The 22,704-nt window shown below is 69.3% G+C and carries 18 protein-coding genes, 2 pseudogenes and 1 riboswitch; of the genes and pseudogenes, 15 read left to right on the forward strand and 5 right to left on the reverse strand.

The features are described from left to right. The first annotated feature begins 112 nt into the window (after window positions 1–112). A complete protein-coding gene (locus tag T328_RS28340) occupies window positions 113–1,345 on the forward strand; it encodes an MFS transporter (RefSeq protein WP_496499043.1) in 1,233 nt (410 codons plus the stop codon). A gap of 13 nt (window positions 1,346–1,358) precedes the next feature. Here the strand turns inward: T328_RS28340 and T328_RS28345 are convergent, their stop codons facing one another. Together T328_RS28345 and T328_RS28350 are read right to left on the reverse strand one after the other, a co-directional pair. Continuing rightward, the gene (locus T328_RS28345) at window positions 1,359–2,585 is read right to left on the reverse strand and encodes a lipase family protein (RefSeq protein WP_496499044.1); all 1,227 of its coding nucleotides are present in this window, start codon (window positions 2,583–2,585) and stop codon (window positions 1,359–1,361) included. A gap of 139 nt (window positions 2,586–2,724) precedes the next feature. Beyond that, window positions 2,725–3,144, reverse strand: a complete 420-nt coding sequence (locus tag T328_RS28350) for a DoxX family protein (RefSeq protein ID WP_496499045.1) — start codon at window positions 3,142–3,144, stop codon at window positions 2,725–2,727. A 359-nt stretch (window positions 3,145–3,503) separates the two neighbouring features. On the opposite strand from T328_RS28350, the gene T328_RS28355 reads away from it, so the two are divergent. After that, window positions 3,504–4,388 carry a D-alanyl-D-alanine carboxypeptidase family protein gene (locus tag T328_RS28355; protein WP_496499140.1) on the forward strand — a complete coding sequence of 295 codons (885 nt, stop codon included), beginning with the start codon at window positions 3,504–3,506 and terminating at the stop codon, window positions 4,386–4,388. A 93-nt stretch (window positions 4,389–4,481) separates the two neighbouring features. Here the strand turns inward: T328_RS28355 and T328_RS28360 are convergent, their stop codons facing one another. Beyond that, the gene (locus T328_RS28360; RefSeq protein WP_496499046.1) at window positions 4,482–5,882 is read right to left on the reverse strand and encodes an SGNH/GDSL hydrolase family protein; all 1,401 of its coding nucleotides are present in this window, start codon (window positions 5,880–5,882) and stop codon (window positions 4,482–4,484) included. Window positions 5,883–6,079: 197 nt separating this feature from the next. Then, on the reverse strand, window positions 6,080–7,291 hold the full coding sequence (locus tag T328_RS28365; protein ID WP_496499047.1) for a M20/M25/M40 family metallo-hydrolase: 1,212 nt from the start codon (window positions 7,289–7,291) through the stop codon (window positions 6,080–6,082). A 153-nt stretch (window positions 7,292–7,444) separates the two neighbouring features. Here T328_RS28365 and T328_RS28370 point away from each other — a divergent pair. The 12 genes and pseudogenes from T328_RS28370 to T328_RS28425 all read left to right on the forward strand — a co-directional run. Further along, window positions 7,445–8,134: pseudogene (locus T328_RS28370) on the forward strand (chitinase); the annotation flags it as partial. Window positions 8,135–8,204: 70 nt separating this feature from the next. Next, window positions 8,205–8,658, forward strand: a pseudogene (locus T328_RS28375) (transposase); the annotation flags it as partial. 347 nt (window positions 8,659–9,005) lie between these two features. Then, window positions 9,006–10,196, forward strand: coding sequence for a cytochrome P450 (locus tag T328_RS28380; RefSeq protein WP_496499048.1), 1,191 nt, complete (start codon window positions 9,006–9,008; stop codon window positions 10,194–10,196). Continuing rightward, window positions 10,196–10,462, forward strand: a complete 267-nt coding sequence (locus tag T328_RS28385; RefSeq protein WP_496499049.1) for an acyl carrier protein — start codon at window positions 10,196–10,198, stop codon at window positions 10,460–10,462. Before T328_RS28380 ends, T328_RS28385 begins: the two co-directional genes overlap by 1 nt. Before the next feature lie 54 nt (window positions 10,463–10,516). Then, complete coding sequence (locus tag T328_RS28390; RefSeq protein WP_496499050.1) at window positions 10,517–11,518, forward strand: biotin synthase BioB; 1,002 nt, start codon at window positions 10,517–10,519, stop codon at window positions 11,516–11,518. A 72-nt stretch (window positions 11,519–11,590) separates the two neighbouring features. After that, on the forward strand, window positions 11,591–12,958 hold the full coding sequence (locus tag T328_RS28395) for a condensation domain-containing protein (protein WP_496499051.1): 1,368 nt from the start codon (window positions 11,591–11,593) through the stop codon (window positions 12,956–12,958). Window positions 12,959–12,996: 38 nt separating this feature from the next. Then, window positions 12,997–14,268: an ANL family adenylate-forming protein gene (locus T328_RS28400; RefSeq protein WP_496499052.1), complete on the forward strand. Its 1,272-nt coding sequence runs from the start codon at window positions 12,997–12,999 to the stop codon at window positions 14,266–14,268. A gap of 98 nt (window positions 14,269–14,366) precedes the next feature. Further along, the gene (locus T328_RS28405) at window positions 14,367–14,735 is read left to right on the forward strand and encodes a hypothetical protein (protein WP_496499053.1); all 369 of its coding nucleotides are present in this window, start codon (window positions 14,367–14,369) and stop codon (window positions 14,733–14,735) included. Between the two features lie 273 nt (window positions 14,736–15,008). Beyond that, on the forward strand, window positions 15,009–15,644 hold the full coding sequence (locus tag T328_RS28410) for a hemerythrin domain-containing protein (RefSeq protein WP_496499054.1): 636 nt from the start codon (window positions 15,009–15,011) through the stop codon (window positions 15,642–15,644). A 198-nt stretch (window positions 15,645–15,842) separates the two neighbouring features. After that, window positions 15,843–16,949: a sigma factor-like helix-turn-helix DNA-binding protein gene (locus T328_RS28415; RefSeq protein WP_496499055.1), complete on the forward strand. Its 1,107-nt coding sequence runs from the start codon at window positions 15,843–15,845 to the stop codon at window positions 16,947–16,949. A 56-nt stretch (window positions 16,950–17,005) separates the two neighbouring features. Beyond that, window positions 17,006–18,235 (forward strand): helix-turn-helix domain-containing protein, encoded by a 1,230-nt coding sequence (locus T328_RS28420; RefSeq protein ID WP_496499056.1) that lies wholly within the window; start codon window positions 17,006–17,008, stop codon window positions 18,233–18,235. Window positions 18,236–18,494: 259 nt separating this feature from the next. Beyond that, a complete protein-coding gene (locus tag T328_RS28425) occupies window positions 18,495–20,465 on the forward strand; it encodes a serine/threonine-protein kinase (protein ID WP_496499057.1) in 1,971 nt (656 codons plus the stop codon). Window positions 20,466–20,506: 41 nt separating this feature from the next. On the opposite strand, the gene T328_RS28430 is transcribed toward T328_RS28425, so the two are convergent. After that, window positions 20,507–20,923, reverse strand: coding sequence for a hypothetical protein (locus T328_RS28430; RefSeq protein WP_496499141.1), 417 nt, complete (start codon window positions 20,921–20,923; stop codon window positions 20,507–20,509). A 286-nt stretch (window positions 20,924–21,209) separates the two neighbouring features. Between T328_RS28430 and T328_RS28435 the strand changes: the two genes are divergently transcribed. Further along, window positions 21,210–22,283, forward strand: a complete 1,074-nt coding sequence (locus T328_RS28435; protein WP_496499058.1) for an aldo/keto reductase — start codon at window positions 21,210–21,212, stop codon at window positions 22,281–22,283. Window positions 22,284–22,400: 117 nt separating this feature from the next. Continuing rightward, a riboswitch (cobalamin riboswitch) is annotated at window positions 22,401–22,629 on the forward strand. The last annotated feature ends 75 nt before the right edge of the window (window positions 22,630–22,704 follow it).

A 22,704-nucleotide genomic window follows, 5' to 3' on the forward strand; every position in this document is an offset into this window, starting at 1 on the left:
GCGGACGCCGGCCGGTGGTGGGCGGACGCCGGACGGCGACAGGGCAGCGGACGGCCACCGGCGACCGGCCACCGGACAGGCCGGCCGCGATCGGACCGGGGAGGCGGGACGTATGGGCCGGGGAGTGCGGCGGTACCTGGCCACCGCCACCTGCGCCCGACTCGCCGACGACGGCATGGCCGTCGCCGTCACCCTGCTCGCCCTCCACCGGACCGGCAGCGCCGCGCAGGGCGCGGCGGTGCTCGCGGCGTGGATGGCGCCGCACGCGGTCGCCGCCCCGCTGACGGGGGCGCTGGCCGCGCGGGCGGGGGCGCGGTCACGGGGCGGGGGTGCGGCGTTCCACGCGGCGGCGCTCGGCGTCTTCGCCGCCGCGATCGCGGGCGTCGCGCTGACCCTCGGCCGGGCGCCGGTGCCGGTGGTGCTGGCGGTCGCCGCGCTGGGCGGCTGCTGCGGGCCGATGGTCACCGGCGGCCTGTCCAGCGTCCTCGCCGCGCTGGTCCCCGGCACCGAGGCGCGCGCCCGCGCGTACGCCCTGGACGCGGCCACGTACAACGCGGCGGGCATCGCCGCCCCGGCGGCGGTGACGACGGCGGCGGGCCTGTGGGGCGCGGGCCCTGCGACGGCGGCGCTGGCCGCCGCGGCGGCGGGCGCGGCGGGCCTGGCGGCGACGCTGCGAGTGCGGCGCCCGGACGGGGAGGGGACGAAGGCGCGGGGCGGGAGCGGGGGTTCCACACTCTGGCGGGAACTCCTCGCCGGGCTCCGGGTGTTGTGGCGGATACCCGCGCTGCGGGGTATCACCGCCGCCACCTCCCTCGCCTTCGTCGGCGTCGGCGGGCTCGCCCCCGTCGCCGTGCTCCTCGCCGACGAGCGCGGCTACCCCGGGGGCGGCGGCGTGCTGCTCACCGTGCTCGCCGCCGGCGCCCTCGCCGGGGCGCTCGTCGCCGCGCGCCGGCCGCCGGGGTTCTCCGACGCGCGGCTGGCCGCCGCCTGCCTCGTCGGCACCGGCGCCGCGCTCCTCGGCGCCGCCGCGGCGGCCCCGTACCCGCTGTGCGTGGCGCTCTTCGCCGTCGCCGGCCTCTGCGACGGGCCGCTGCTCGCCGCCACGCTGCGGATCCGCGCCGACCACGCGCCGCCCGCGGCCCGCACCCAGGTCTTCACCCTCGGCGCCGGGCTCAAGACCACCGCCGGCGCCGCCGGCGCGGCGCTCACCGCCGCCGCGGCGTCCGCCTTCTCGCCGCCCCAGCTCCTCGCCGCCCTCGCCGCGCTCCAGCTCGCGGGCGCCACGCTGCTGCGCGGAGCCCCCCGTTCCGTACGTACGGCCGTACGTACGGAACGGGGGGCCTGAGCGGGTACGCGCCTCAGCAGTCGGACGGTGCCGGCCTGCCCGCCAGCCGCCCCTCCAGCCACCCGTACGCCGCCGGGTACGACGCGATCGCGCCGCCCACGTGCGTCGGCGCGACGTTCGTCGAGAAGTCCACCGTCGCGCCCTTCGCGCACCAGTCCTCGACCATCGTCTCCCCGACCGCGTACGGGATGACGTCGTCGAGCAGGCTGTGCGAGACGAAGACCGGAACCTCCGGCTTCCGCGCGCCGATGCGCTGCTCACCGACGACCTCGCGCCACGGCGACTCGCCCAGGTAGTCGGTGATCGGCCGGCCGTCGGGGGTCAGCGTCTTCGACTGCAGGAAGGGGTAGCGCAGCACGGCCCCGGCCGTGCACGTCTCCGCGGCCTCGGCCATGACCTGCCGGCCGCGGTCGTTGAGGTACGGGTCGAGGTCCACGTCGGCGCCCTCGGCGAGGCCGGCGACGGCGTAGGCGAGGAACGCGGCGTACAGGGAGCCGTCGAGGTTGCGGCCGACCGCCGCCAGGTCCGCGGGGACGGCGCCGGCGGCGACGCCCTTGACGTCGAGGTCGGGGGCGTAGGAGTGGGCGAGTTCGGCGGCGGAGGCGGCTGCGCCGCCGCCCTGGGAGTAGCCGTAGACGGCGACGGGGCCGTCGTCGGGGAGGTGCGCGTCGGGCAGGCGCTGCGCGGCGCGTACGGAGTCGAGGACGGCCTGGCCCTGGACGGCCCGGTTCATGTACGTGTGCACGCCGGGCGTGCCGAGGCCCTCGTAGTCGGTCATGGCGACGCCGTAGCCGCGGGCGAGGAGGCCCTTGACGAACAGGCCCTCGTACTCGGTGCCGTTGGCGAGCTGGCGCGACGGCGCGCACTGGTCGCCGAGGCCCTGGGTGCCGGCGGCGTAGCCGATGACGGGGCGCTCGCCGGGTCCGGACCAGGCGGACTTGGGGGTGATGACGGTGCCGGTGACGGCGAGCGGGTCGCCGTGGCCGTCGGTGGAGCGGTACATGACGCGCTGGACGTGGGCGTCGACCTTGAGGGTCTTGAGCGGGTCGAGGTAGTAGACGGACGGTTCGGAGCGGATGACGTCGCCGGCCGCCGCGGGGAGCGCGGCGGGCGGCTCGTAGAACGGGGGCCGGTCGGCCGCGGCGGTGGCGGTGAGCGGCAGGGCGACGGTGGCGGCGACTGCCGCGGCGGTGGTGCCGGCGAGCGTGCCGAAGGCACGCCGGAGGGTACGGCTATGCATGCGGGCAACTCCTCGGAGGGCGACTCTGCCAACAGAAGTTACTGACGTGTCAGTAAGGAAGCGCGCTCTCCGCGGACATGTCAACCCTCCGCGCACGTACGGACCGGCGGCACGGCCCGCACGGCCCGTACGTTCACTCTCAACTGATGTCGAACAGCGGCCCGGTGATCGTGAGCCCGAGGTCGTCGCCCACGTACGAGAAGAGCGCGAACAGCATCAGCGCGGCGCCGGCCAGCGCGATGTCCTTGTTGAACGAGATCATCTCCATCTGCTTCGACTGCGGGTCCTCCTCCTTCCAGAACGCGTGCATCAGCACCGCGGTCGGCACCAGGAACACCACCAGCAGCAGCGCCCCCAGGTCGGCCCACACCCCCAGCAGCACGCTGAGCCCGCCCGCGAGCATCAGCACCCCGCTGCCCGCCGTCGCCGGCTCGGCCGCGGGCACGCCCTTGGCGGCGGCGTACTGTCCCATCTGCTTGGTCTGCGTCAGATGGCCGACGGCGGAGCTGAGGAAGAGGGGGACGAAGAGGATCCGGCCGATCAGCACCAGAACGTCCATCGAAGCCTCCAGCGACGAGGGGACAAGGGGTCATTGAGAGCACAACTATTCCTCGGACGTGACCGCGTCAAGCGCAACGGCGCCACAGGAGTGCCCGTATGACCCATCCGGGTCGGCGGAAATCACACCTATCGTCGTACATCCATTCGGCCCCGTCGGGAGTCGGGAGAGGGAGCGGCGCCGCCGCCGCGCGTGAGCGCGCCGCGCACCGACACCGGAGCATCGGAGCAACTGCCTTGACAACAACAGAAAACAGCGCCCGCCCGCGGCTGAGCCCGCGCCCCCGTCGCGCGGGCACCCGGTTCCGCAGGACGACGGCCGGGGTCGTGGCCGCGGGGGCCCTGCTGGCCGTCGCCCCGATGGCCTCCCCGGCCGGCGCGGCCGAGGCCGCGGGCGTGGCCGAGGCCGCCGCCGCGCCGACCGTCTCCGCCAAGGGCGCGTTCCTGATGGACGGGTCGACGGGCGCGAAGGTCTTCGGCAAGTCGTCCGACACCAAGCGGCAGATCGCCAGCACCACGAAGATCATGACCGCGCGCGTGGTGCTCAGCCAGCCGAACCTGGACCTCGACCGCAAGGTCACCATCAAGCAGGCGTACCGCGACTACGTCGTCAACCAGGGCGCCAGCACCGCCGACCTCAAGACCGGCGACAAGGTCGCGGTCGGCACGCTGCTGTACGCGATGATGCTCCCCTCCGGCTGCGACGCCGCGTACGCGCTGGCCGACACGTACGGCACCGGCAGCACGCGCTCGGCGCGCGTGAAGTCCTTCATTAAGAAGATGAACGCCAAGGCCGACTTCCTGGGGATGACCAACACCCGGTTCGACTCGTTCGACGGCATCTCCGCCGCCGGCGACAACTACTCGACGCCGCGCGACATGGCGAAGCTGGCGAAGAGCGTCTACAACTACTCCGGCAAGTTCCGCGAGATCGTCTCCAAGACCAAGGCCGTGCGCTACGCCACCGCGAGCAACGGCAACCGCCGCACGTACACCTGGTACAACACCAACCAGCTCCTCGGCTCCTACAGCGGCGCCAACGGCATGAAGACCGGCACCACCACCCCCTCGGGCCCGTGCCTGGTCTTCACCGCCACCCGCAACGGCAAGACGTACATCGGCGTGGTCCTCAACGCGAGCGACCGCTACCCGGACGCGGCGAAGCTCCTGGACTACGGCTTCGGCAGCAGCACGGCGAGCACGATGAAGCTCCGCCAGCTCCCGGAGAACGCCCAACGCGACTGAGTTTCCGTACGACTCCGTACGGAACGAGAGGGCCGGCCCGCGGGTGTCGCGGGCCGGCCCTCTGCTGCTACCGGCTGCTCTCTGCGGGGGCGCTCAGGTGAACAGCTGCAGCGGGATCGACTCCGCCATCGCCGCCATCCCCGCGTCGTTCGGGTGCAGGCCGTCGCCGCTGTCGTACGCCGCCAGCAGGCGGCGCGGCTGCGCCGGGTCGCGGGTCGCCGCGTCGAAGTCGACGGTGCCGTCGTACTCGCCGGCGTTGCGGATCCAGAGGTTCACCGCCTGGCGGACCTCCTCCCGCTCCGGGGTGTAGAAGCCGAGGTCGTCGCCCTCCACCGGCAGGACCGTCGCGCCGTGGATGCGCAGGCCGCGGGCGTGGGCCTGGCGGATGAGGCTGCGGTGGCCGGCGATGAGGTCGGCGGCGGTGACCTCCTCGTCGCGGGGGGCGTCGCGGCCGGGGTGGCCGAGGTCGTTGATGCCGAGGAGCACGATGACGTGCCGGGCCGCCGGCTGGTCCAGTACATCGCGGGCGAAGCGGCGGATGCCGGCCTCGCCGAAGTACGGGGCGTAGCCCTCGGCGTTGGAGCCGGGCGGTGGGTTGGGGTCGCGGAGGAGGCGGTTGCCGCCGATGCCGGTGTTGAGGACGCCGGTGGCGGTGCGGCCGGCCTCGTCGCGGAGGCGGCGGGCGAGGACGTCGGGCCAGCGGCGGTTGGCGCCGACGGTGGTGGCGGCGCCGTCGGTGATGGAGTCGCCGAAGGCGACGATCGCCGTGCCCTCCTCGGCCTCCGTCCCCGGCGCCGTGCCGGAGACGGCGACGCCGGCGAGGAAGTACCAGCTGGTGAAGGTGCGTTCGGGCTCGACGGCCGGCTTCGCGGCAACGTTCCCGGCGGCCACATGGTTGCGCTGGAACGACGACCTGTGCACGGTGTCGGCGGGCGTCGGGCCCGGCAGGTAGACGCTGACGGCGAGGTCGGCCGCCGTCGGCACCTCCAGCGACACCGGGTCGCTCCACCGCCGCGTGCCGGGCGCCAGCGTCACCGACGTACGGCCGCCGAAGCGCACCGCGCGGTCGGTGCCTGGCACGACGGCGGTCCCGTCGCCGGGGACGGAGTGTGCCACCCGGACCTCGCCGACGACGAGGGGCTCGGTGCCGTACTGGTTGGTGAGGCGGATACGGAGTGCGCGCCCGCCGGCGCTGGTGTGCACGACCTGGCGCAGGGTCTGGTCGGCGAAGGCAGCGGCGTCGGCCACGGGCACCGTCGTCTCGGCGGCGGCCCACGTGCCGGTCCAGGCCCGGCTCCGGGTGCTGACCGCCTCCGCGGCGGAGGCGGCGGACGCGGTGAGCGCCTGCCACGTACCGGCGAGGACGGGGGTGACGGCGACGGCCGCGGCGGCGCGGCCGAGGCTGCGCCTGCTGGGGCCGCTGCTGGGGCCGCGTCTGGCGGAGTCGCCGGCGGCGGCGGGGTCGAGTGACGGGGTGGCTTCTTCTTCGGGCACGTGCGGACCTCCCGGCTCGGCGGTCGGGGCACGGTCGACGAGCCCGCCGTCGAAGCGGCGGTCGATCCGGACGTCCGACCGGCTGAGAAACCAAACGGAAGGACGGTACGGCCGCGCCGAGCGGCAGTCAACGGGGCCTCCCGGGCCTGTTCATCCGGTGGTGCGCACTATGTGCGGCGGGGCGGGATCAGGCGGGATCAGGCGAGGACTTCGCCCGCGTACAGGGCGTACACGGCGGCGGTCCTGAGCAGTTCCTGCTCGTCGACATGCTCGTTCGGGCCGTGCGAGACGTCCAGGCGGCCGGCGCCGAAGGCGAACGAGGGGATGCCGAGCTGGTCGTACCAGCGGTTCTCCAGGATCCCGCCGCACATCTCGAACCGGGCCGGCTCGCCGCGTACCTCCTCGACGCAGCGCGCGAGCGCGGCGCCGGCCGGGTGGTCGGCCGGGGTGCCGGCGGGCGGCTGGAACTGGGTGACCTCGACGGTGACCTCCGCGTCCACCTCGGCCGCCGCCTCGTCGATGATCGTCTTCATCCGGTCCAGGGCCGCCTGGAGGTCCTCCTCGGGGTTGAACCGGCTGTCGACGGTGAACCAGGTGTCGGCGGGCACGACGTTGAAGTTCGACCCGCCGCCGCACAGCCCGCCCACGACGACCATGGACCCGGTCGGGTCGGCGGGGTCCATGGGGTAGCCGGTGGGCCGGGCGGCCATCTCCGCGGCGTAGGCGAGCAGCGGCCGGGCCACGTGGACCATGTGCGCGAAGGTGTTGACGCCGAACGCCGCCTGGCCGACGTGCGCCTCCCGGCCCGCGAAGCCGACCTTGAGGCTGACGGCACCCCGCGCGGCGTTCCAGATGCTGCTGCCGCTGGGCTCGCCGGTCACCATCGCCACCGCGGAGGGGTCGATCATGTGGTGCTCCCGCAGCTGCCCGGCGCCGACGACGCTGCCGGTCTCCTCGTCGGGGACGAGGTGGATCACGATCCGGCCGTCCCCGATCAGGCCCAGGTCCCTGGCGGCTGCGGCGCCGTAGACCATGCTGACGATGCCGCCCTTCATGTCGGCCGTGCCGCGGCCGATCAGCTTGCCGCCTTCGCGTTGCATGGTGAACTGCTTGCGGTCCTGGACCGGCACCACGTCGTAGTGGCCGTGGAAGTACAGCAACTTCGACCCGGCCCCGGCGCCGCCGCGCACGATGTACGGGTCCTCCAGGGTGTGCGCGCCGGTGATGCCGACCAGCTCCGGGTCCAGGCCCAGCCGGCGCATCTCCTGCGCCAGCACCTCCGCGCAGCGGCCGAGTCCCACCCCGGGCGGGTTCTCGGTCGGCTCGGCGACGAGGCGGCCGAGGAAGTCCACCATCTCCTCCGCTCGCGGCTCCAGCCATGCGTTGACCGTTTCCGATCGTGCGCTCATCTGCGTCTCCCCTTCGCGCCCGTGGCTTGGAAGTCTCAAAGTAGCGACAGCCGGGGGCTCCTATGTCACCGACGCCGGGGGCGGACGGGTGTCGAGACCGACGCCTGCTGTGTGCTGAACCTCGCGGTATTTGTTGGTCTAGACCTTGACAGGTCCGGGCAGTGGGGCGTCTGGGCCGACCAGGGCACCTGCGGCGGCAGCGACCCCGGGCCGGGCCCCGGTCCGGGAGAGTTCGTGACGGTGGCCCAGTTCAACCAGACGTTCCCGAACCGGAACTCCTTCTACACGTACAGCGGCCTCACCACCGCCATGCGGTCCTACCCCGCCTTCGCCAACACCGGCGACAACACCACCAAGGCCCGCGAAGCCGCCGCATTCCTCGCCAACGTCAGCCACGAGACCGGCGGCCTCGTCCACGTCGTGGAGCAGAACCAGGCCAACTACCCCCACTACTGCGACGCGACCCAGCCCTACGGCTGCCCGGCCGGCCAGGCCGCGTACTACGGCCGCGGGCCCATCCAGCTCAGCTGGAACTTCAACTACAAGGCCGCCGGCGACGCGCTCGGCCTCGACCTGCTCAACGACCCCTGGCGGGTGGAGCGGGAGCCGGCCGTGGCCTGGCAGACCGGCCTGTGGTACTGGATGACCCAGAGCGGACCCGGCACCATGCCCGGGCACACGGCGATGACCACCGACGCCGGCTTCGGTGAGTCCATCCGCTCGATCAACGGCGCCCTGGAGTGCAACGGCGGCAACCCCGCGCAGGTCCAGAGCCGCATCGACAACTACCAGCGCTTCACCCAGATCCTCGGCGTCACCCCGGGCGACCGCCTGAGCTGCTGACCCACGCCCCGTCCCAGGCGCGGCGGGCCCACGCCCTCCCGTGCGGGCCCCGCCGCCGCTAACCGGCTTCTTCCGACAGGACCTCGCGGCCGAGGCCACCCGCACGTCCAACCGGATACGAGGTCTGCTCACCCAGTTCCACCCCAGCCTGGAGCGCGTCCTGGGTCCCCGTCTCGACCACCAGGCCGCCACCTGGCTGCTGGAGCGCTACGGCTCCCCGGCCGCCCTGCGCAAAGCCGGCCGCCGCCCACCTCGCCTCCCACGCCGGACTCGCCCCCACCACAACGTCGTCGGGTACCTCGATCCACGGCGAACACGCCCCACGAGGCGGCAACCGGCAACTCAAACGGGCCATGTTCCTGTCCGCCTTCGCCTGTATGAACGCCGACCCGGCCTCCCGCGCCCACTACGACAAGCAACGCGCCCACCGCAAGACCCATACCCAAGCCCTCCTCCGCCTCGCCCGCCTACGAATCAGCGTCCTGTTCGCCATGCTCCGAGACGGCACCTTCTACGAATCGCGAGCCAAGGACCGCCGCACTCACCGCATAAACCCCACGCCAACGAATCACCTCAAACCCGGCACGACAGGATTGACGAACCCGTATAGAGGCACCCCCCGGGACCGCTCTGCTCATGGCCGAAAGCGAATGTCGGCCCTGTCCTGTTCCAGCCACCGGGCGTGGGAGGAGCCGGGGGCGGGAATGAAACGGCACAGGCGGAGGATGCGCTGCCGCATCTTCCCGCCCGCTGCCTATCAGAGAGCGATCAAAGACGCGTTACCGATACCCGCGACGGGACTAGAGGACCCGCTAGGAACGGTGGATGAGAAAACTGTCGCAATGCCGGTGTCAGCGTAGAGGAGTTTCTCTTGATAGACTTATTGAGAGAATTTGGCTCAGAACTCTACTCCGATCCGCAGGCGTGCTATGCGGCTCTGCGGAATGAAGGCCCTGTTCACGAAGTCATTTTGCCGGATGGACGGCGTTGTCATCTCGTTCTGAATTATTCGGATGCGCGGTGTTTATTATCCTCCGACTCGCTGAGTAATCAACGCCCTGGCCGTGAGAACAGTCATATGCTCGAATCGGATGACCCTCGTCATTCGATGCTCAGGCAGGCTATTGCAAGCACCTTTTCCAAGTCGAATGTCCGTGCGATGCAACCAATGATCTCACGTATCGTTGATCGGCAGATTTCCCTTCTACCGCCGGGTGAAGACGTCGATCTCGTGGAGGACTTCGCACGGCTCGTTCCCGCTCTGGTAATCGGCAGGGTGCTTGGCATTCTATCGGACGACGAGCCGGATCTCAGGCGATGGACGACTGACATTCTCGCGACTGACGATGGAAGCCAGCGCATGGGCGACGCCCGTGCCAAATTAACCCGGTTCGTCTCGGAGATCTTCGAGAGAAGGCGTCCAGTGAGTCACGATGGCCTGATCTGGGAGCTGATGACAACAAGATCTCGGAAGACGAACATCACGGATGCCGATCTCATCTCTACGATCACACTCTTGATCATCGCGGGTCACGAGGCCACTGTCAATTTGATCAACAATGCAATTCTGTGTTACCTGGAGTTTCCTGACGTCCCGGGAGAGCTTGCGAGTGGAAGAGCTCACATAGATGATCTCATAGCGGAAACCCTGAGGTATCAGCCACCGCTGAGCCTGTCAGCGAACCGCTACCTCGTGCGCGATCTCGAGTTGTCCGGCAAGACGCTGGAGGGCGACGGTTCACTCGTCATTGCCTCGTTCGCTTCGGCGAACCGCGACGGCGCTAAATACGAGAGTCCCGACTCATTCTCCCTGAGGCGGCGAAAGGCCAGCCATCTCGGCTTTGGCTCAGGTTCACACCACTGCCTGGGGAATACTTTGGCGATCGCCGAGGCGCACTGTGCGGTCAGTGAGTTGATCAGGCGATATCCAGATATGACCCATCGCGGAGAGACACAATGGCGGCCGAGCTGTATTAGCCGTTCGCAGCGCTCGCTCGTAGTGCGACTTGATCAGTGCCGGAAAAGTCACACCGCCCAGGCATCAGGAAAGAGCATCACATAATGCAGCGTTGTCTTGAGATTGCTGAAAAGCTACAGGCGATTGTCCAGGATGTTCTGCGCTCTTCAGATGGCGCGGGATATGAGGCCGACCTGGATCTCGACACCGACCTACGGAGTTCTCTCGGATTCGACTCCCTGTCGATCATGTATGTGCTGTCGAGGGCCGAGGAAGAATTCGGTATCACTCTGGATGGTGAAGATGTGATCGCCAGCACTACGAGCGTCCGGGCGCTGGCGTCCTGCATCGAAAAGCGCGAGGCCCGCTAATCCGGCACACTCCTGGTGCAACCCTCCGAATGCGCGGACAGATGAGGAGATGCTGTGATCGATAAAGCACAGATTATGAAGATGCTCCAAGCGACGAAAGGCGAGCAGTCGGCGCTCTTCCAGGAAGCCAGGGCGGCCCGCGACAAAGTATTCGGCAGCAGAGTCGTCGTACGTGGAGTGTCGGAAGTCGCGAATATCTGCCGAGTCAACTGCAAATTCTGTCCGATGCGCCGGGACAACACTCGCAAGATCGACCGCTTTGTGGCAAGTGATGACGAGCTCGTCGAAGCCGCTGAGGTCATGCAGCGAAACGATATCAACGTGGTGTTCTTCCAGGGTGGGGAGATACCCCAGACGACCAAGGTCGTCGGGCGCGCCATCCCTCGCATCAAGGAGATGTTCGGCGGAGACGTTGAGGTGTTGCTGAACCTCGGGATAAAGAAGAGGGCCGAGCTTGAGTACCTCAAAGAACAGGGTGCGGACAGCTATATCATGAAATTCGAGACGAGCGATCCCGATCTCAATCTGGAGATGCGGGAGGAGCGTCTTGAGGAGCGCCTGGAATGTATTCGATTACTCAAGGACCTCGGATACAGAGTGGGCGTCGGCGGAATTGTCGGACTTCCTGGACAATCTGTTGCGTCAGTAGCCGAGGACATCCTGCTTGCGTTAGAACTCGACGTCGACATGTGCAGTTTCTCGCCGTTTATTCCGGCCCTGGAAACACCGCTGGAAAACGCCGATTCCGGAAACGCGGACATGACTCTCAACGCGATCGCGGTGAGCCGTATCCTGAACCCGCGATGGCTGATTCCATCCGTTAGTGCTTTGGCGAAAAACTCCCCCGGGGGTCAGAAGCTCGGCTACCTGGCTGGCGCGAATGTCGTCACGATCAATTTCACGCCATCGGAAGAGAGCGATCGGTACCTCATCTACGGTAAGGATCGTTTCGTTGTTCGCGACCACTATGCGTTCTCCATGATAGAGGACGTTGGCCTCACTCCCTCGAAGTCCGTGTTCGTGGGTTCGGGGTCAATCGCGAACCTCCGTCCGTAGCAGGCTCGACAGAGGTGTCCATGCCTTGGCCAGTGAAAGAATGGATATTTTAGAATGAAGTCAGCTTCCCGTTTGACCGAAACCTCGGTGATTGAGGTCGAGTTCTCCGGTGAGCGGAGTGCTTCGGGACCACTCGTGTGGGCTCAGGAGAGTATTTGGCCGGCCATCAAGCGCGACAGGCCGCACGACGGCCATCTGAACACCCGGTTTGCGGTTCCTGTGGAGCAGACGAGTCGGTACAAAAACATCGCCTCCGTTATCGGCACCGTGATGTCCGTTCACGAAGGGCTCCGAACGAAATTCCCCATGGCCGACGACGGTAGTAGCTGTTATCAGGAGGTCAGTAAGTCCGGGAGGATCGAGCTGCCTACCGTCGAGTTGGACCCGACGGATGTCCATTCCTACCTGGAGGAGTGGAGCCAACCGTCATTCGACACCGCAGGACAATGGCCGGTCCGGTTCGCGCTTGCGGTTTCGAAGGGACAGCCGATCGCCATCCTCGGTGTGACGTCGCATCTCGTGCTCGACAAGTTTGGTGAACGGGCGTTGGTGCAGGACATGCGCGGTCTGCTCCGCGGGGGTCGCGTGTGGTCGGGAAAGAACAGGATCACGGGCGTCGGCCGCGCAGAGGAAGAGGCCGGCGAACGCCTCATGAAGGTTTCCGAGCGGGCTGTCCTACGTTGGCAGGACCTTCTCGGATCTCATGAAACGAAAATGTTTGGGACAAAGGTGACCGACCGGCCGGTGTTGCGCAGCGCGACGTTGGTCAGTCCTGATGCAACGGCCGCCGCGGATCAGATCGCCGCGAAATTTCGTGTCAGTTCGGCGAGTGTGTTCATGGCAGCTACCGCGGTACTGGTGTCCGTGCTGGCCGGCCGAGAGCGCGTTGTGCTGCAGAGTATGCTCTCCAACCGCTTCTCTCCCGCCGAGGTCGCGTTTATCGGCAATCTTGCGCAATCTTGGGGTTTACGTATTGATGTCGGCGGAAGGAGTTTCGCTGATATCGTTCGTTACGTCTACCAGGAATCGTTGAACTCGTACCGAATGAGTCGGTTCAATCCGCACGCCTGGAACAGGATGCGGCGTGAGCTGCAGGATGCCAAGGGCTTGGATGAGCTCCCCTGGTTTGACAGTTTCCACAACGACACACGATCGGTGCGGCTGCGCAAGGGCCCGGTCCCGTCGGGAGCGGTACGGGAACTCACGCTCGGAAAAGATCTACTCCGCCATGGAAGTAAACTCTACGTGGAGATCCGAGAGATCTCCGACTGCGCCGAAATCTTTGTGGTCGCGAACACGGGGCACCTACCGGTGAGTGATCCGCGGGCACTCGCCGTTTCGATCGAATCGATGCTGTCTCGAACCGTTTCTTCGGATCTCGACAAGCCTGCTTGCGGACTTATGGCGTTGGCACTGGCCGAGGATGGTGAACGCGAGTGATATTCTCGCGGATTCTCTCTGACGCCAAAGAATCACCCGTGCTGTTCGAAGACGGTAAGTGGTGGTCGGGGGGTGAGCTCTTGTCGGCCGGCCTGGCGCTGGCCGACCAACTCGCCGACCAGACGGGAATCGTCTGCAGAAGCCCGAAGACCACGTCGATCATCGCGGCGGCCGTCTCTGCCGAAGCCACCGACGCAAACGTCACGTACGTGGACCCCAACCTTGATCTTGGCGCCGTGGGGATTGAGGTTGAGACGTGGTCGGCAGGGCTGGAGGGCGTGGCGAAGGAAAGGGTTGCTGTCGATTCGCCGCTCGTGGAACCTCTGCGAACGATTTCCTATGGCTTCATGTCATCTGGCTCAACCGCAACGCCGAATCGGGTCGTTCGGAGCGTGCAGGCCACGTCGGTGGACAGTACCCGGATTGCGGGCGCTGTTTATCAAGGATATTCCGGCGTGGTGTTGGCCGCACCGAGCTTCCACCTGTACGGATTCAGCCATCTCGTGGCCGCGTTGGGGATGGGCCTTCGGGTATGGGCGGCCAAGCCCAGCGCAACCTTGTCCGTACTGTCCGCCGCAGTTGATCGGCCCGATGTCCAGGTATTCACCGGCCTTCCGTTTCATTTGGATCTTATTCTTGGTTCGAGCACCACAGATGTCTTCTCCAGGCTGGCTGCGATTATATCGTCAGCGGGTAAGCTTCACAGCGAGACGATTGAGCAATCCTTGATCGCTTCTCTTCCTTTGTTCAACGTATATGGTTCCACCGAGACAGGCACGCTCTCCATCGGTGACATGCGATCAGTTTCAGATCCGCTCGGCTACGTGGGCCGGCCACTGCCTGACGTCGAGATCCGATTGGCGAGCCCCGACTCGGATGAGGATGTGCTACACGTCCGGACCGGTGGACTTGCCGATGGAGTCATCCGAGGTACTCATTACGATGAGGGGCTCGCAGTCGACGGTTGGTTTCCCACCAGCGACATTGGACGGGTGGAGCCGAAGGGTATCTGGCTCGTTGGACGGCAGGCCGACTTCTTAAAGGTCGCGGGCATGCGCGTGAGTTGCTCCCGTATTCGTGAGGTCCTTTTGCGGTATTCGGGCGTGGCGGATGTCGAAGTCTTCGGAGTGGAAGACAAGGTCCGCGGTGAGGTACCGGGGTGTCGTGTCGTTCTGAACCCGGGATTCTCGGTCGAAAGTCTGCGCACATGGTGTGCTGCTGAACTGGGCCCTGTGGAAGTTCCGCGTTTCATCGAGTCAGTCGATCACATTCCGCGGTCCGCGACTGGAAAGATCATGCGCTGGTTGTGAGCCTGAGCACGAGGCGCCGTTGCGGATGTATTCCGGGAAGCTGGCGGTGCGACTGGCTGCCGCGCCGAATTACGTATCCATTGGGAGAAGGGAAGAGCGTGACAAGGGTTCTGGTCCTCGGGTTCCACCCGAGCGCGATCGACTACAGCAGGTATCCGGGCCTCGACGAGCCGACGCTCGCCGCACAGATCGAGCAGGGCATGACCGCCGTGCGGGAGGCCGGCTTCGACCTGGTGACGTGCCTGACCGGCTCCGACCCGGACGAGGCGGAGAAGGCCGTCCGCGAACGGCTGGCCGAGGGATCCTTCGACGTGGTCATGATCGGAGGCGGCGTGCGCCTGGCGCCCGAGCACACTTTCGTGTTCGAACGGTTTGTCAACCTGGTGGCCGCGGCGGCACCCGGTATCCGGTTCTGCTTCAACACCTCGCCGGAGAGGACGATAGACGCTATCCGCCGCTGGGCGTAGCTCGGCTCGTGGTCCTCATGACGTACCACCTGACGACGTCCACTGCCGCCATCCGCAGCGTCAGAAGAGGTCCGCGTCGTAGTGCCGGACTTGAGGTGAAGTGTCGCAGTCGCCCCACGGAGCTGTGTCCAGACCTGCCGTCTCGCCTTCGCGCGCGACGGGACCCGCCCGGCGCCAGGGCAGGGCGTGGCACCCGCCGCCAGTCCCTCTCTTGCACCGCCTCACATTCCGCGGGGCTGATCCGTCAGAAGGGTGAGCAAGGGAGAACCAACCATGAGCGACACCGTCGACTTCACCCTGATGTACGCGATGCACGACGCGCTCCGCCGCGATCTGGACCACATCGCGAAGACCACCGCACGCACCGACGACGACCCGCGCCGTATCCTCGCCGCCGCCGCGGGCTGGGAGCTGTTCAAAAAGGTCCTGCACATCCACCACACCGCCGAGGACGAGGCGCTCTGGCCCGCGCTGCGCGAGGCCCTGGCGGACCGGCCGGACGACCTGGCGGTCGTGGAGGCGATGGAGGCCGAGCACGCGCAGATCGACCCGCTCCTCGACGCGGTCGACGCGGCGCTGGTCGACCGGGACCGGGGCCCCAAGCGGCTCGGCGGGCTGGCCGACGAGCTGGCCGGGAAGCTCAGGGCGCACCTCGGCCACGAGGAGGACGCCACGCTTCCGCTGATCGAGAGGACGCTGACGCCGGAGCAGGTGCAGCACTTCGGCGGGGTGCACGCCGCCAAGGGCGCCGCCGACGGTCCGGTGCTGACGGCGTGGATGCTGGAGGGCGCCGACGAGAAGATGCAGACGGCGGCGCTGGCGTTCCTGCCGCCGCCGGTGCGGGCGGCGTACCGGGAGGAGTGGCGGCCGGCGTACGTGGCCCGCGACTGGTGGGGCACGGGCGGCTGACCCGGAGGCTGACCCCATGGGCTGAACTGCGGGGCCGACCCCGGGGGGGGCCGACCCGGGGGCACCCGGGCGGGAGCCGTGCACTCGTGCACTCCCGCCCGGGAGCGCTCCCAGCTGGGCGAACTTCCCGGGGGCCGTCACATCCGGGCACTCTCGGCGGTCAACTGAAAGAAGGTGTCGCCGAGAGGACCTGACCAGATGGACGAACACGACTGGCTGGCCGAACGATTCGAGACCGACCGCCCCCGCTTGCGCGCCCTCGCCTACCGGATGCTCGGCTCGGCCGACGAGGCCGACGACGCCGTCCAGGAGAGCTGGATCAGGCTGAGCCGCACCGACAGCGTCGGCGGCGTCGGCGCGGAGAACCTCGACGGGTGCCTGCGCACGACCGTCGCGCGGGTCTCGCTGCACATGCTCCGGTCCCGCAAGGCCCGTCCGGAAGTCCTCGTCGACGCCGCCGAGCCGGGCGAGCCGCCGGCGGACCCCGAACAGGAAGTGCTGCTCGCCGACTCCGTACGTCTCGCGATGCTGGTCGTGCTCGACACGCTGACGCCGCCGGAGCGGCTGGCGTACGTGCTCCACGACATGTTCGCGGTGCCGTTCGAGGAGATCGCGGCGGTGGTGGACCGCTCGCCGGCGGCGGCCCGGCAGCTCGCGGGCCGCGCCCGCGCCCGCGTACGCCGGGCGGGCCCGGCGGCGGCGGCCCCGGCGGGCGCGTACGGCGACGACCCGAAGGGCGGCGACGCGCCGGGCGGCGGCGGCGCGTACGGCGAGAGCGTCTACGACGCGGGCGTGTTCGGTGGCTGCGACGGCTCCGACGACGGCGTGGACCCCGCGGTGAAGGCGGGTGCGGACATCGCGCGCGCGTTCTTCGAGGCGTCCCGCGAGGGCGACTTCGAGGCGCTGCTGACGGTGCTGGACCCGGACCACCCGGTACGAAGCGACGCGGCGGGCGAGCCCCCCGCACCCCCGAACGCCGCACCCCCGAACGCGACGCCCCCCGCGCCCCACCCCACCCCCGGCCCCGCTCCCGTCACCACCGCCGCCCAGGCCGCCGCCCACGCCGAACGCCGCGGCCGTGACGCCGTCGTCGGCGCCACCGAGGTCAACGGCACCGAGTCCGTCACCCGCGTCTGCACGGTACGCACCTGGGCCCCCGTCCCGGCGCTCATCAACGGCGCCGCCGGCCTGGTCTGGGTCCTGGACGGCCGCCCCCAGATCGCGTTCCGCTTCACCGTCCACGACGGCGAGATCACCGCCACCGAGCTGGAGACCGACCCCTCCGGCCTCAACATCGTCTACTGAGCGGGAGGCACCGACCGGGTAGCGTGGGCAGGGGAATCCGCACGGCGGAGGTGTCCATGGGGTACGACGAGTCCATCGGTGACCGGGTCGGACGGCTGCGTGCGCGGCGCGAGTTGACGCAGGAGCGCCTCGCGGAGCGGGCGGACGTCTCGGTCGACACCGTACGGAAGCTGGAGCAGAACCGCCGCCACTCCGCGCGCCTGTCCACGCTCAACAAACTGGCGCGCGCCCTCGACGTCGAGACCTCCGTCCTCATCGGCCAGCCCACCACCTTCGAAGCGCACGACGAAGGCGACGCTCCCTCGGTCCTCGCCCTGCGACAGGCGGTGGCTCCGGTATCTGACCTGCTCGGCTCGGACCTGCTCGGCGAGGAACCACAGCCGGAGGATCCGCCGACGGTGACCGCCCTGCGGGCGGCCCTGCGCTCGACCGAGCGCATTCGCCGCGACGGCCGTATGGGCGAAATCGGCGCCCTGCTCCCCCAGTTGATCCGCGACGCCCGGGCCGCGGTGGAGGCGCAGCACGGCGGTGCCCGGTCCGCGGCCTACGCGGTGCTCGCGGAGGCGTACCAGGTGGCGGCGACCACGTTGGCCGCACTGGGCAAGGAGGACGCCGCGTTCACCGCGATGGAGCGGGCGACGGACGCGGCACGCCGCTCGGACGACCCGTACCTGGAGGCCATCGGCGCCTCGACGCTGGCGTGGATCTTCACCCGGCAGGGGCGGCTGGAGGACGCCGAACACGTCGCCCTGACCCAGGCCGACGCGATCGACCCGGGATTCCGGTCCCGGCCCGTCGAGTTGTCGCTGTGGGGGATCCTGCTGCTGCGCGCGGCGACCGCCGCCGCCCGCCAGGGCGAGACCCGGTACGACCACGTGACGGAGCTGCTGCGCATGGCCTCGGCCGCCGCCGCCCGCATCGGCGAGGACCGGCTCGACTACGCCACCCCCTTCGGGCCGACGAACGCGGGCGTGGCGAAGGTCAACTTCCTCGTGGAGATGGACAAGAGCCACGAGGCCGTCGTCGCGTCCCGCGCGATCCCGGGCCTACGCACCCTGCCCCCGACCTGGCGGGCCCGCTTCCACGTCGACCGCGCGCTGGCCTACACGGCCCTGGCCCAGGACGAACACGCCACCGGCGCCCTGCTGGCGGCCGAACGGGAAGCCCCGGAGTGGATGCGGTACCACGGCACGGCGCGCCAGCTGGTGGCCGACATCCGCAGCCGCGAACCCCGCCGCACCGCGCCCATCACCGAGTTGGCCGACCGACTGCACGTGGACGGGTAGGACACGGCGTCCCACCCGGGCCGGCGAGTGGCACGGAGCGTCCCTGCCGGTCACGTAGCGCACCCGTAGCGTGTGCCGCATGGTGCCCGCCGACGACGCAGTCCAGTCAGTCGACCGATCACTTCCGGCCAGACTGCGGCTACCGATAAGGGTGACTGTTGAAAGCGCTGGTAACCCTGCGCACAGTCCTCCTACACAATAGGTTCGATCCGGCGCGTGGCGCTGGTCGTGTGGGCAGGGTCGAGCGAGGGGGTGGATTTTGCGTTCCGGAGAGGAGTTCGCCGACCGCTACGTCCTCAAGGAGGTCATCGGCGCGGGGCGCGGCGGCGATGTGTGGCTGGCACACGACACAGTGGTGGGTCAGGACGTCGCGCTGAAGCCGGAGCGGACGGACGGCGAGGGCGAGACAGCGGTGCGTCGGCTGTTGAGCGAGCCGCGGGCCATGGCCAAGTTCCGCGACCATCCTCACGTCGTGACCCTGTACGACGTCGTCACCGTGGCGTCGGAGGGCGACGGGCGCGACGCGGACACGTACTGGTTCGTCATGGAGTACGTGCCCAGCGGCGGCCTGGACCGGCAACCACTGGTCTCCCCCGAACAGGCGGCCCGCATCGGGGCCCAACTCGCCGACGCGCTGGTCGCCCTGCACGAGGAAGGCGTCGTTCACTGCGACCTCAAGCCCGCGAACATCGGCCTCACACGGCGCGGTGACGCGAAGTTGCTGGACTTCGGAGCGGCCTACCGGGTCGGCGGCAGCGAGACCATCACGTTCAACGGCCCCTTCAGCTACACACCGGACTACGCAGCTCCCGAACTGGCCCGAGGCAGTACCCCCCGGCCGGTATCGGACGTGTTCTGCCTGGCGACCACCCTCTACGCCCTGGTCACCGGTACGCCGCCGCGTGGCGGCGAGCCAGGGACCCGGGAGAGCAACGGCCACCAGGAGGACGTGGACTACTGGGAGAACACCCGGAGTCTGAGGCACTTACAGGCCGAGCAGGGCTTCGTCGAGTTGGACGCCGACGCCGTGGGGCCGCTGTACCCCGTGCTCGCCGCCATGCTCCGACGCAACCCTCAGCAGCGCCCCGATGCCTCGGAGGTCAAGCAACTGCTGGAGGACGTCGCCGCAGCCGACCCTGGAGCCTCAAAGGACACGGCTACAGCACCCGGGGACGCTGCCGCCTCCGACACCGTCACAAAGCGCCGACGCCAGCCACTGCTCGCAGCCGCGCTCGGTGTCGGTGCTGTGGTGGCTCTGGCACTCGGCATCATCCTCGGCGGCGGCGGCGGCGGCGACGACGGCGACGACGACGGCGAGGACGGAAAGCCCGCGTCCGAGGCCGGCCAGAGCGGGCGACCGGGGGCGCAGGCCCTGATCGGCAGCCCGCACACGGCGGACGTGTGTGCCCTCGCCGATACCGCCGTTCTCGACCAGTTCGGCGGCGAGGACGTCCGCAAGGATGTGGACTACGGGAACTTCGACCGTTGCGACGTGCTGGTAGAAGTCGACGGTGATACCCGGATTGACGTATCGATCCGCCTGGTTCAGAGCTCGCCGCCCCAGGAGGCCAAACCCATCCGCACGATCGGGAGGATCAACGTCGTCGAAGACGAGGCGGAGGACGATGAGTGCAGCCGGCTGCTGACCACCGGCGGCAGCACAGCGGAAACGCTGCTCCAGGTCCGCGTCAACATGGGCGAAGGCTCAGTGAACGGCGGCAACGCCACCCTGTGTACGGTCGCCGAAAGAGCCGCCGCGAGCGCGGCCGAGGTCCTCGACGCCGGTCCGATCCCCCGCCGTGCATCGGCCTACCCGCAATCCTCGCTGGCCTGGGGGAATGCCTGCAAACTCCTCGACGCCACCGCGCTGTCCGCCGTTCCCGGCCTCAGGACCGACGTGCCGGACACCACAATCGCGAACTGGGGCTGCGAGTGGTCCAGCACCATCGACGAGCTCGACGCAGAGGTGAGCTTCTTCCGGGACCAGCCCAGCTCCGCTCAGGACGGCACGGTCCTCACCCTCAGTGGATACCGCACGGTCGTCAAACCGAACGACGACGGCGACACCTGTACCGCGCTTGTCGAGCACCACAGGTACAACGGCCAGGATGGCGTGACCGCCGCCGAGATGGTGCGCCTCGACGTCCACGGCGAGCGTCCCACCGAGGATCTCTGCGGGATGGCGAAGGACCTCGCAGCATCCGCCGCCGCCCGACTCCGCGCGTCATGACGGCAGCCGGCACATGTGCGCGAACGTCGCCTGATGCGGCACTAGGAGTCCGAGCGCAGCCCCAGGGCGCTGTGCTGAATCAGGCCGGCCGGGGCATCAGCAGAGCGAGGTTTCCGACGCGTCAACTCCACCAGCTTCGAGCGGAGGTCGGGCGCTGGTTCGCCCAGCACGATGGCGCTGATCACCAACTCGAGCATGACGCAGTCGTAGGCATCGTCCGTGCCTCGATAGCGCTCGGCGTCACGCTCGACCACGGCACTGGCGATCCGCCATCCACCGCCGTCAACCGGCGCGAAGGTCGCCGCGAAGACTCCGTAACCGGTCCAGCTTCGATGCAGGAAGACAACTTCGCCCTCCACGAAGACGTCCCACTTCTCATCCATGTCCCGTGACGCGTAGCCGGACTGGATTTGCTCCCAGTCTGCATCTGACCAGATCCGCCGGGGCAGCTGCGGCATCGATTGAGGAGCTGATATCGGCTGGATACGGCCGGAAAACGTGGACCGGGTCACGCGTTGGTCAGCAGGCATGGAGCGATCCTACGGACGAAGCCGAGCGTCACGGCAGCCCCGCCGGCCTGACGGGCGGGGACGTGTTCGGGTGCCGGAGCGGGTACGGGGAGTTGGGAGCAGGCAATGCGCGTGGTGGGGGGCTGCTTTGGGTGAGGCGACACGGCGACGCTGAGCGCGGGCGGCTACGACATCGCGCTGTGAACGCGGGGCCCGAACTGAGGAGGAGCTGCGGATGCGAGCGGGTGAGGTCGTGCCGCTGGGACGTACCGGCGTTCCCGTCACACGCCTCGGCCTCGGACTCGCCTCCATCGGCGGCCTGTTCGCGCCCGTGTCCGACGAGGACGCCGCGCGCACCGTCGACCGCGCCTGGGACGCCGGCGTCCGGCTCTTCGACACCGCGCCGGTCTACGGGTACGGGCTCTCCGAACGCCGCGCCGGTGCCGCCCTCGCCGGCCGCCCGCGCGCGGCGTACGCCCTGTGCACGAAGGTCGGCCGGCTCATCGTGCCCGGCGGTACCGACACGCAGCCGATCTGGGCCGACCCGCCGCCCGGTGTCGGGCCGCGGCGGGACTACTCGTACGCCGGCGTGATGCGCTCCGTCGAGGACAGCCTGCGGCGGCTCGGGCTCGACCGGATCGACGTGCTGCACGTGCACGACCCGGACGAGGACTTCCCGGTCGCCGTCACGGAGGCGTACCGGGCGCTGGCCGAACTCCGCGCCCGCGGCACCGTCGGCGCGGTGTCGATCGGTGTCAACCACGCGCCGGTGGCGGCACGTTACCTCCGCGAGGCGGCGGCCCCGGGTCCGGACTGCGTCATGCTCGCCGGCCGGTACAACCTGCTGGACCACTCCGGCCTCGACGACCTGCTGCCGCTGTGCGCGGCGCGCGGCGTCGCGGTGCTGGCCGCGGGCGTCTACCAGTCCGGCCTGCTCACCGACCCCCGCCCCACCGCCCCGCACGGCTACTCCCCCACCCGCTACGCCCTCTCCCCCGCCGGCTACGCCCTCACTGGCGGGGGTACCCCCATTGGCGGGGGTGCCCCCACTACCGTCCCCGCCGCCCTCGCCCGCCGCGTCGCCGACTGGCACGCGCTCTGCCGCCGCTTCGACGTCCCGCCCGCGGCGGCGGCCGTCCGCTTCCCGTTCGGCCACCCGGCGGTGACGAGCGTCGTGGTCGGCGCCCGGACGCCCGCGGAGGTGGCCGGCACGGTACGGGCCTTCGCCCTCCCGGTGCCGGCGGACTTCTGGGCGACGGCGAAGTCGACGGGCCTGCTTCCCCGGGAGGTCCCGACGCCGGCGGGATGAACGACTCAGGCGTCGTCGCGGAGGTTGACGACGCGGCAGCGGGGGCCGCGGAGGTGGAGGGCGGAGGCGTTCGCCGGGGCGGGGCGAACCGCCCGGCGGCCGGCCCGGGTTGCCGCCTACACTGGCCGTGCAGCCGGTTCGCCCCGCCCGCCAGGCGGTGGCGTCGCAAGAGGGAACCCGGTGGGAATCCGGGACTGCCCCGCAGCGGTGAGCGGGAACGACCGCCGTCATACGCACTGGACCCCGCGGGTCCGGGAAGCGACGGCCAGTAGGCGCCCGTGCGCGCAGCTTCGCGCGTACGGACGTGCCCGCGAGTCCGAAGACCTGCCCGCTGCCCGCGCGCGGGCCTTCCGTGCGCGGACATCCCGGTGACCTTCGAGGGCGGGTCGGCGCACGTGACGTACAGGGCAGACCTGAGGAC

This window comes from Streptomyces sp. CNX435 (genome assembly GCF_059570575.1).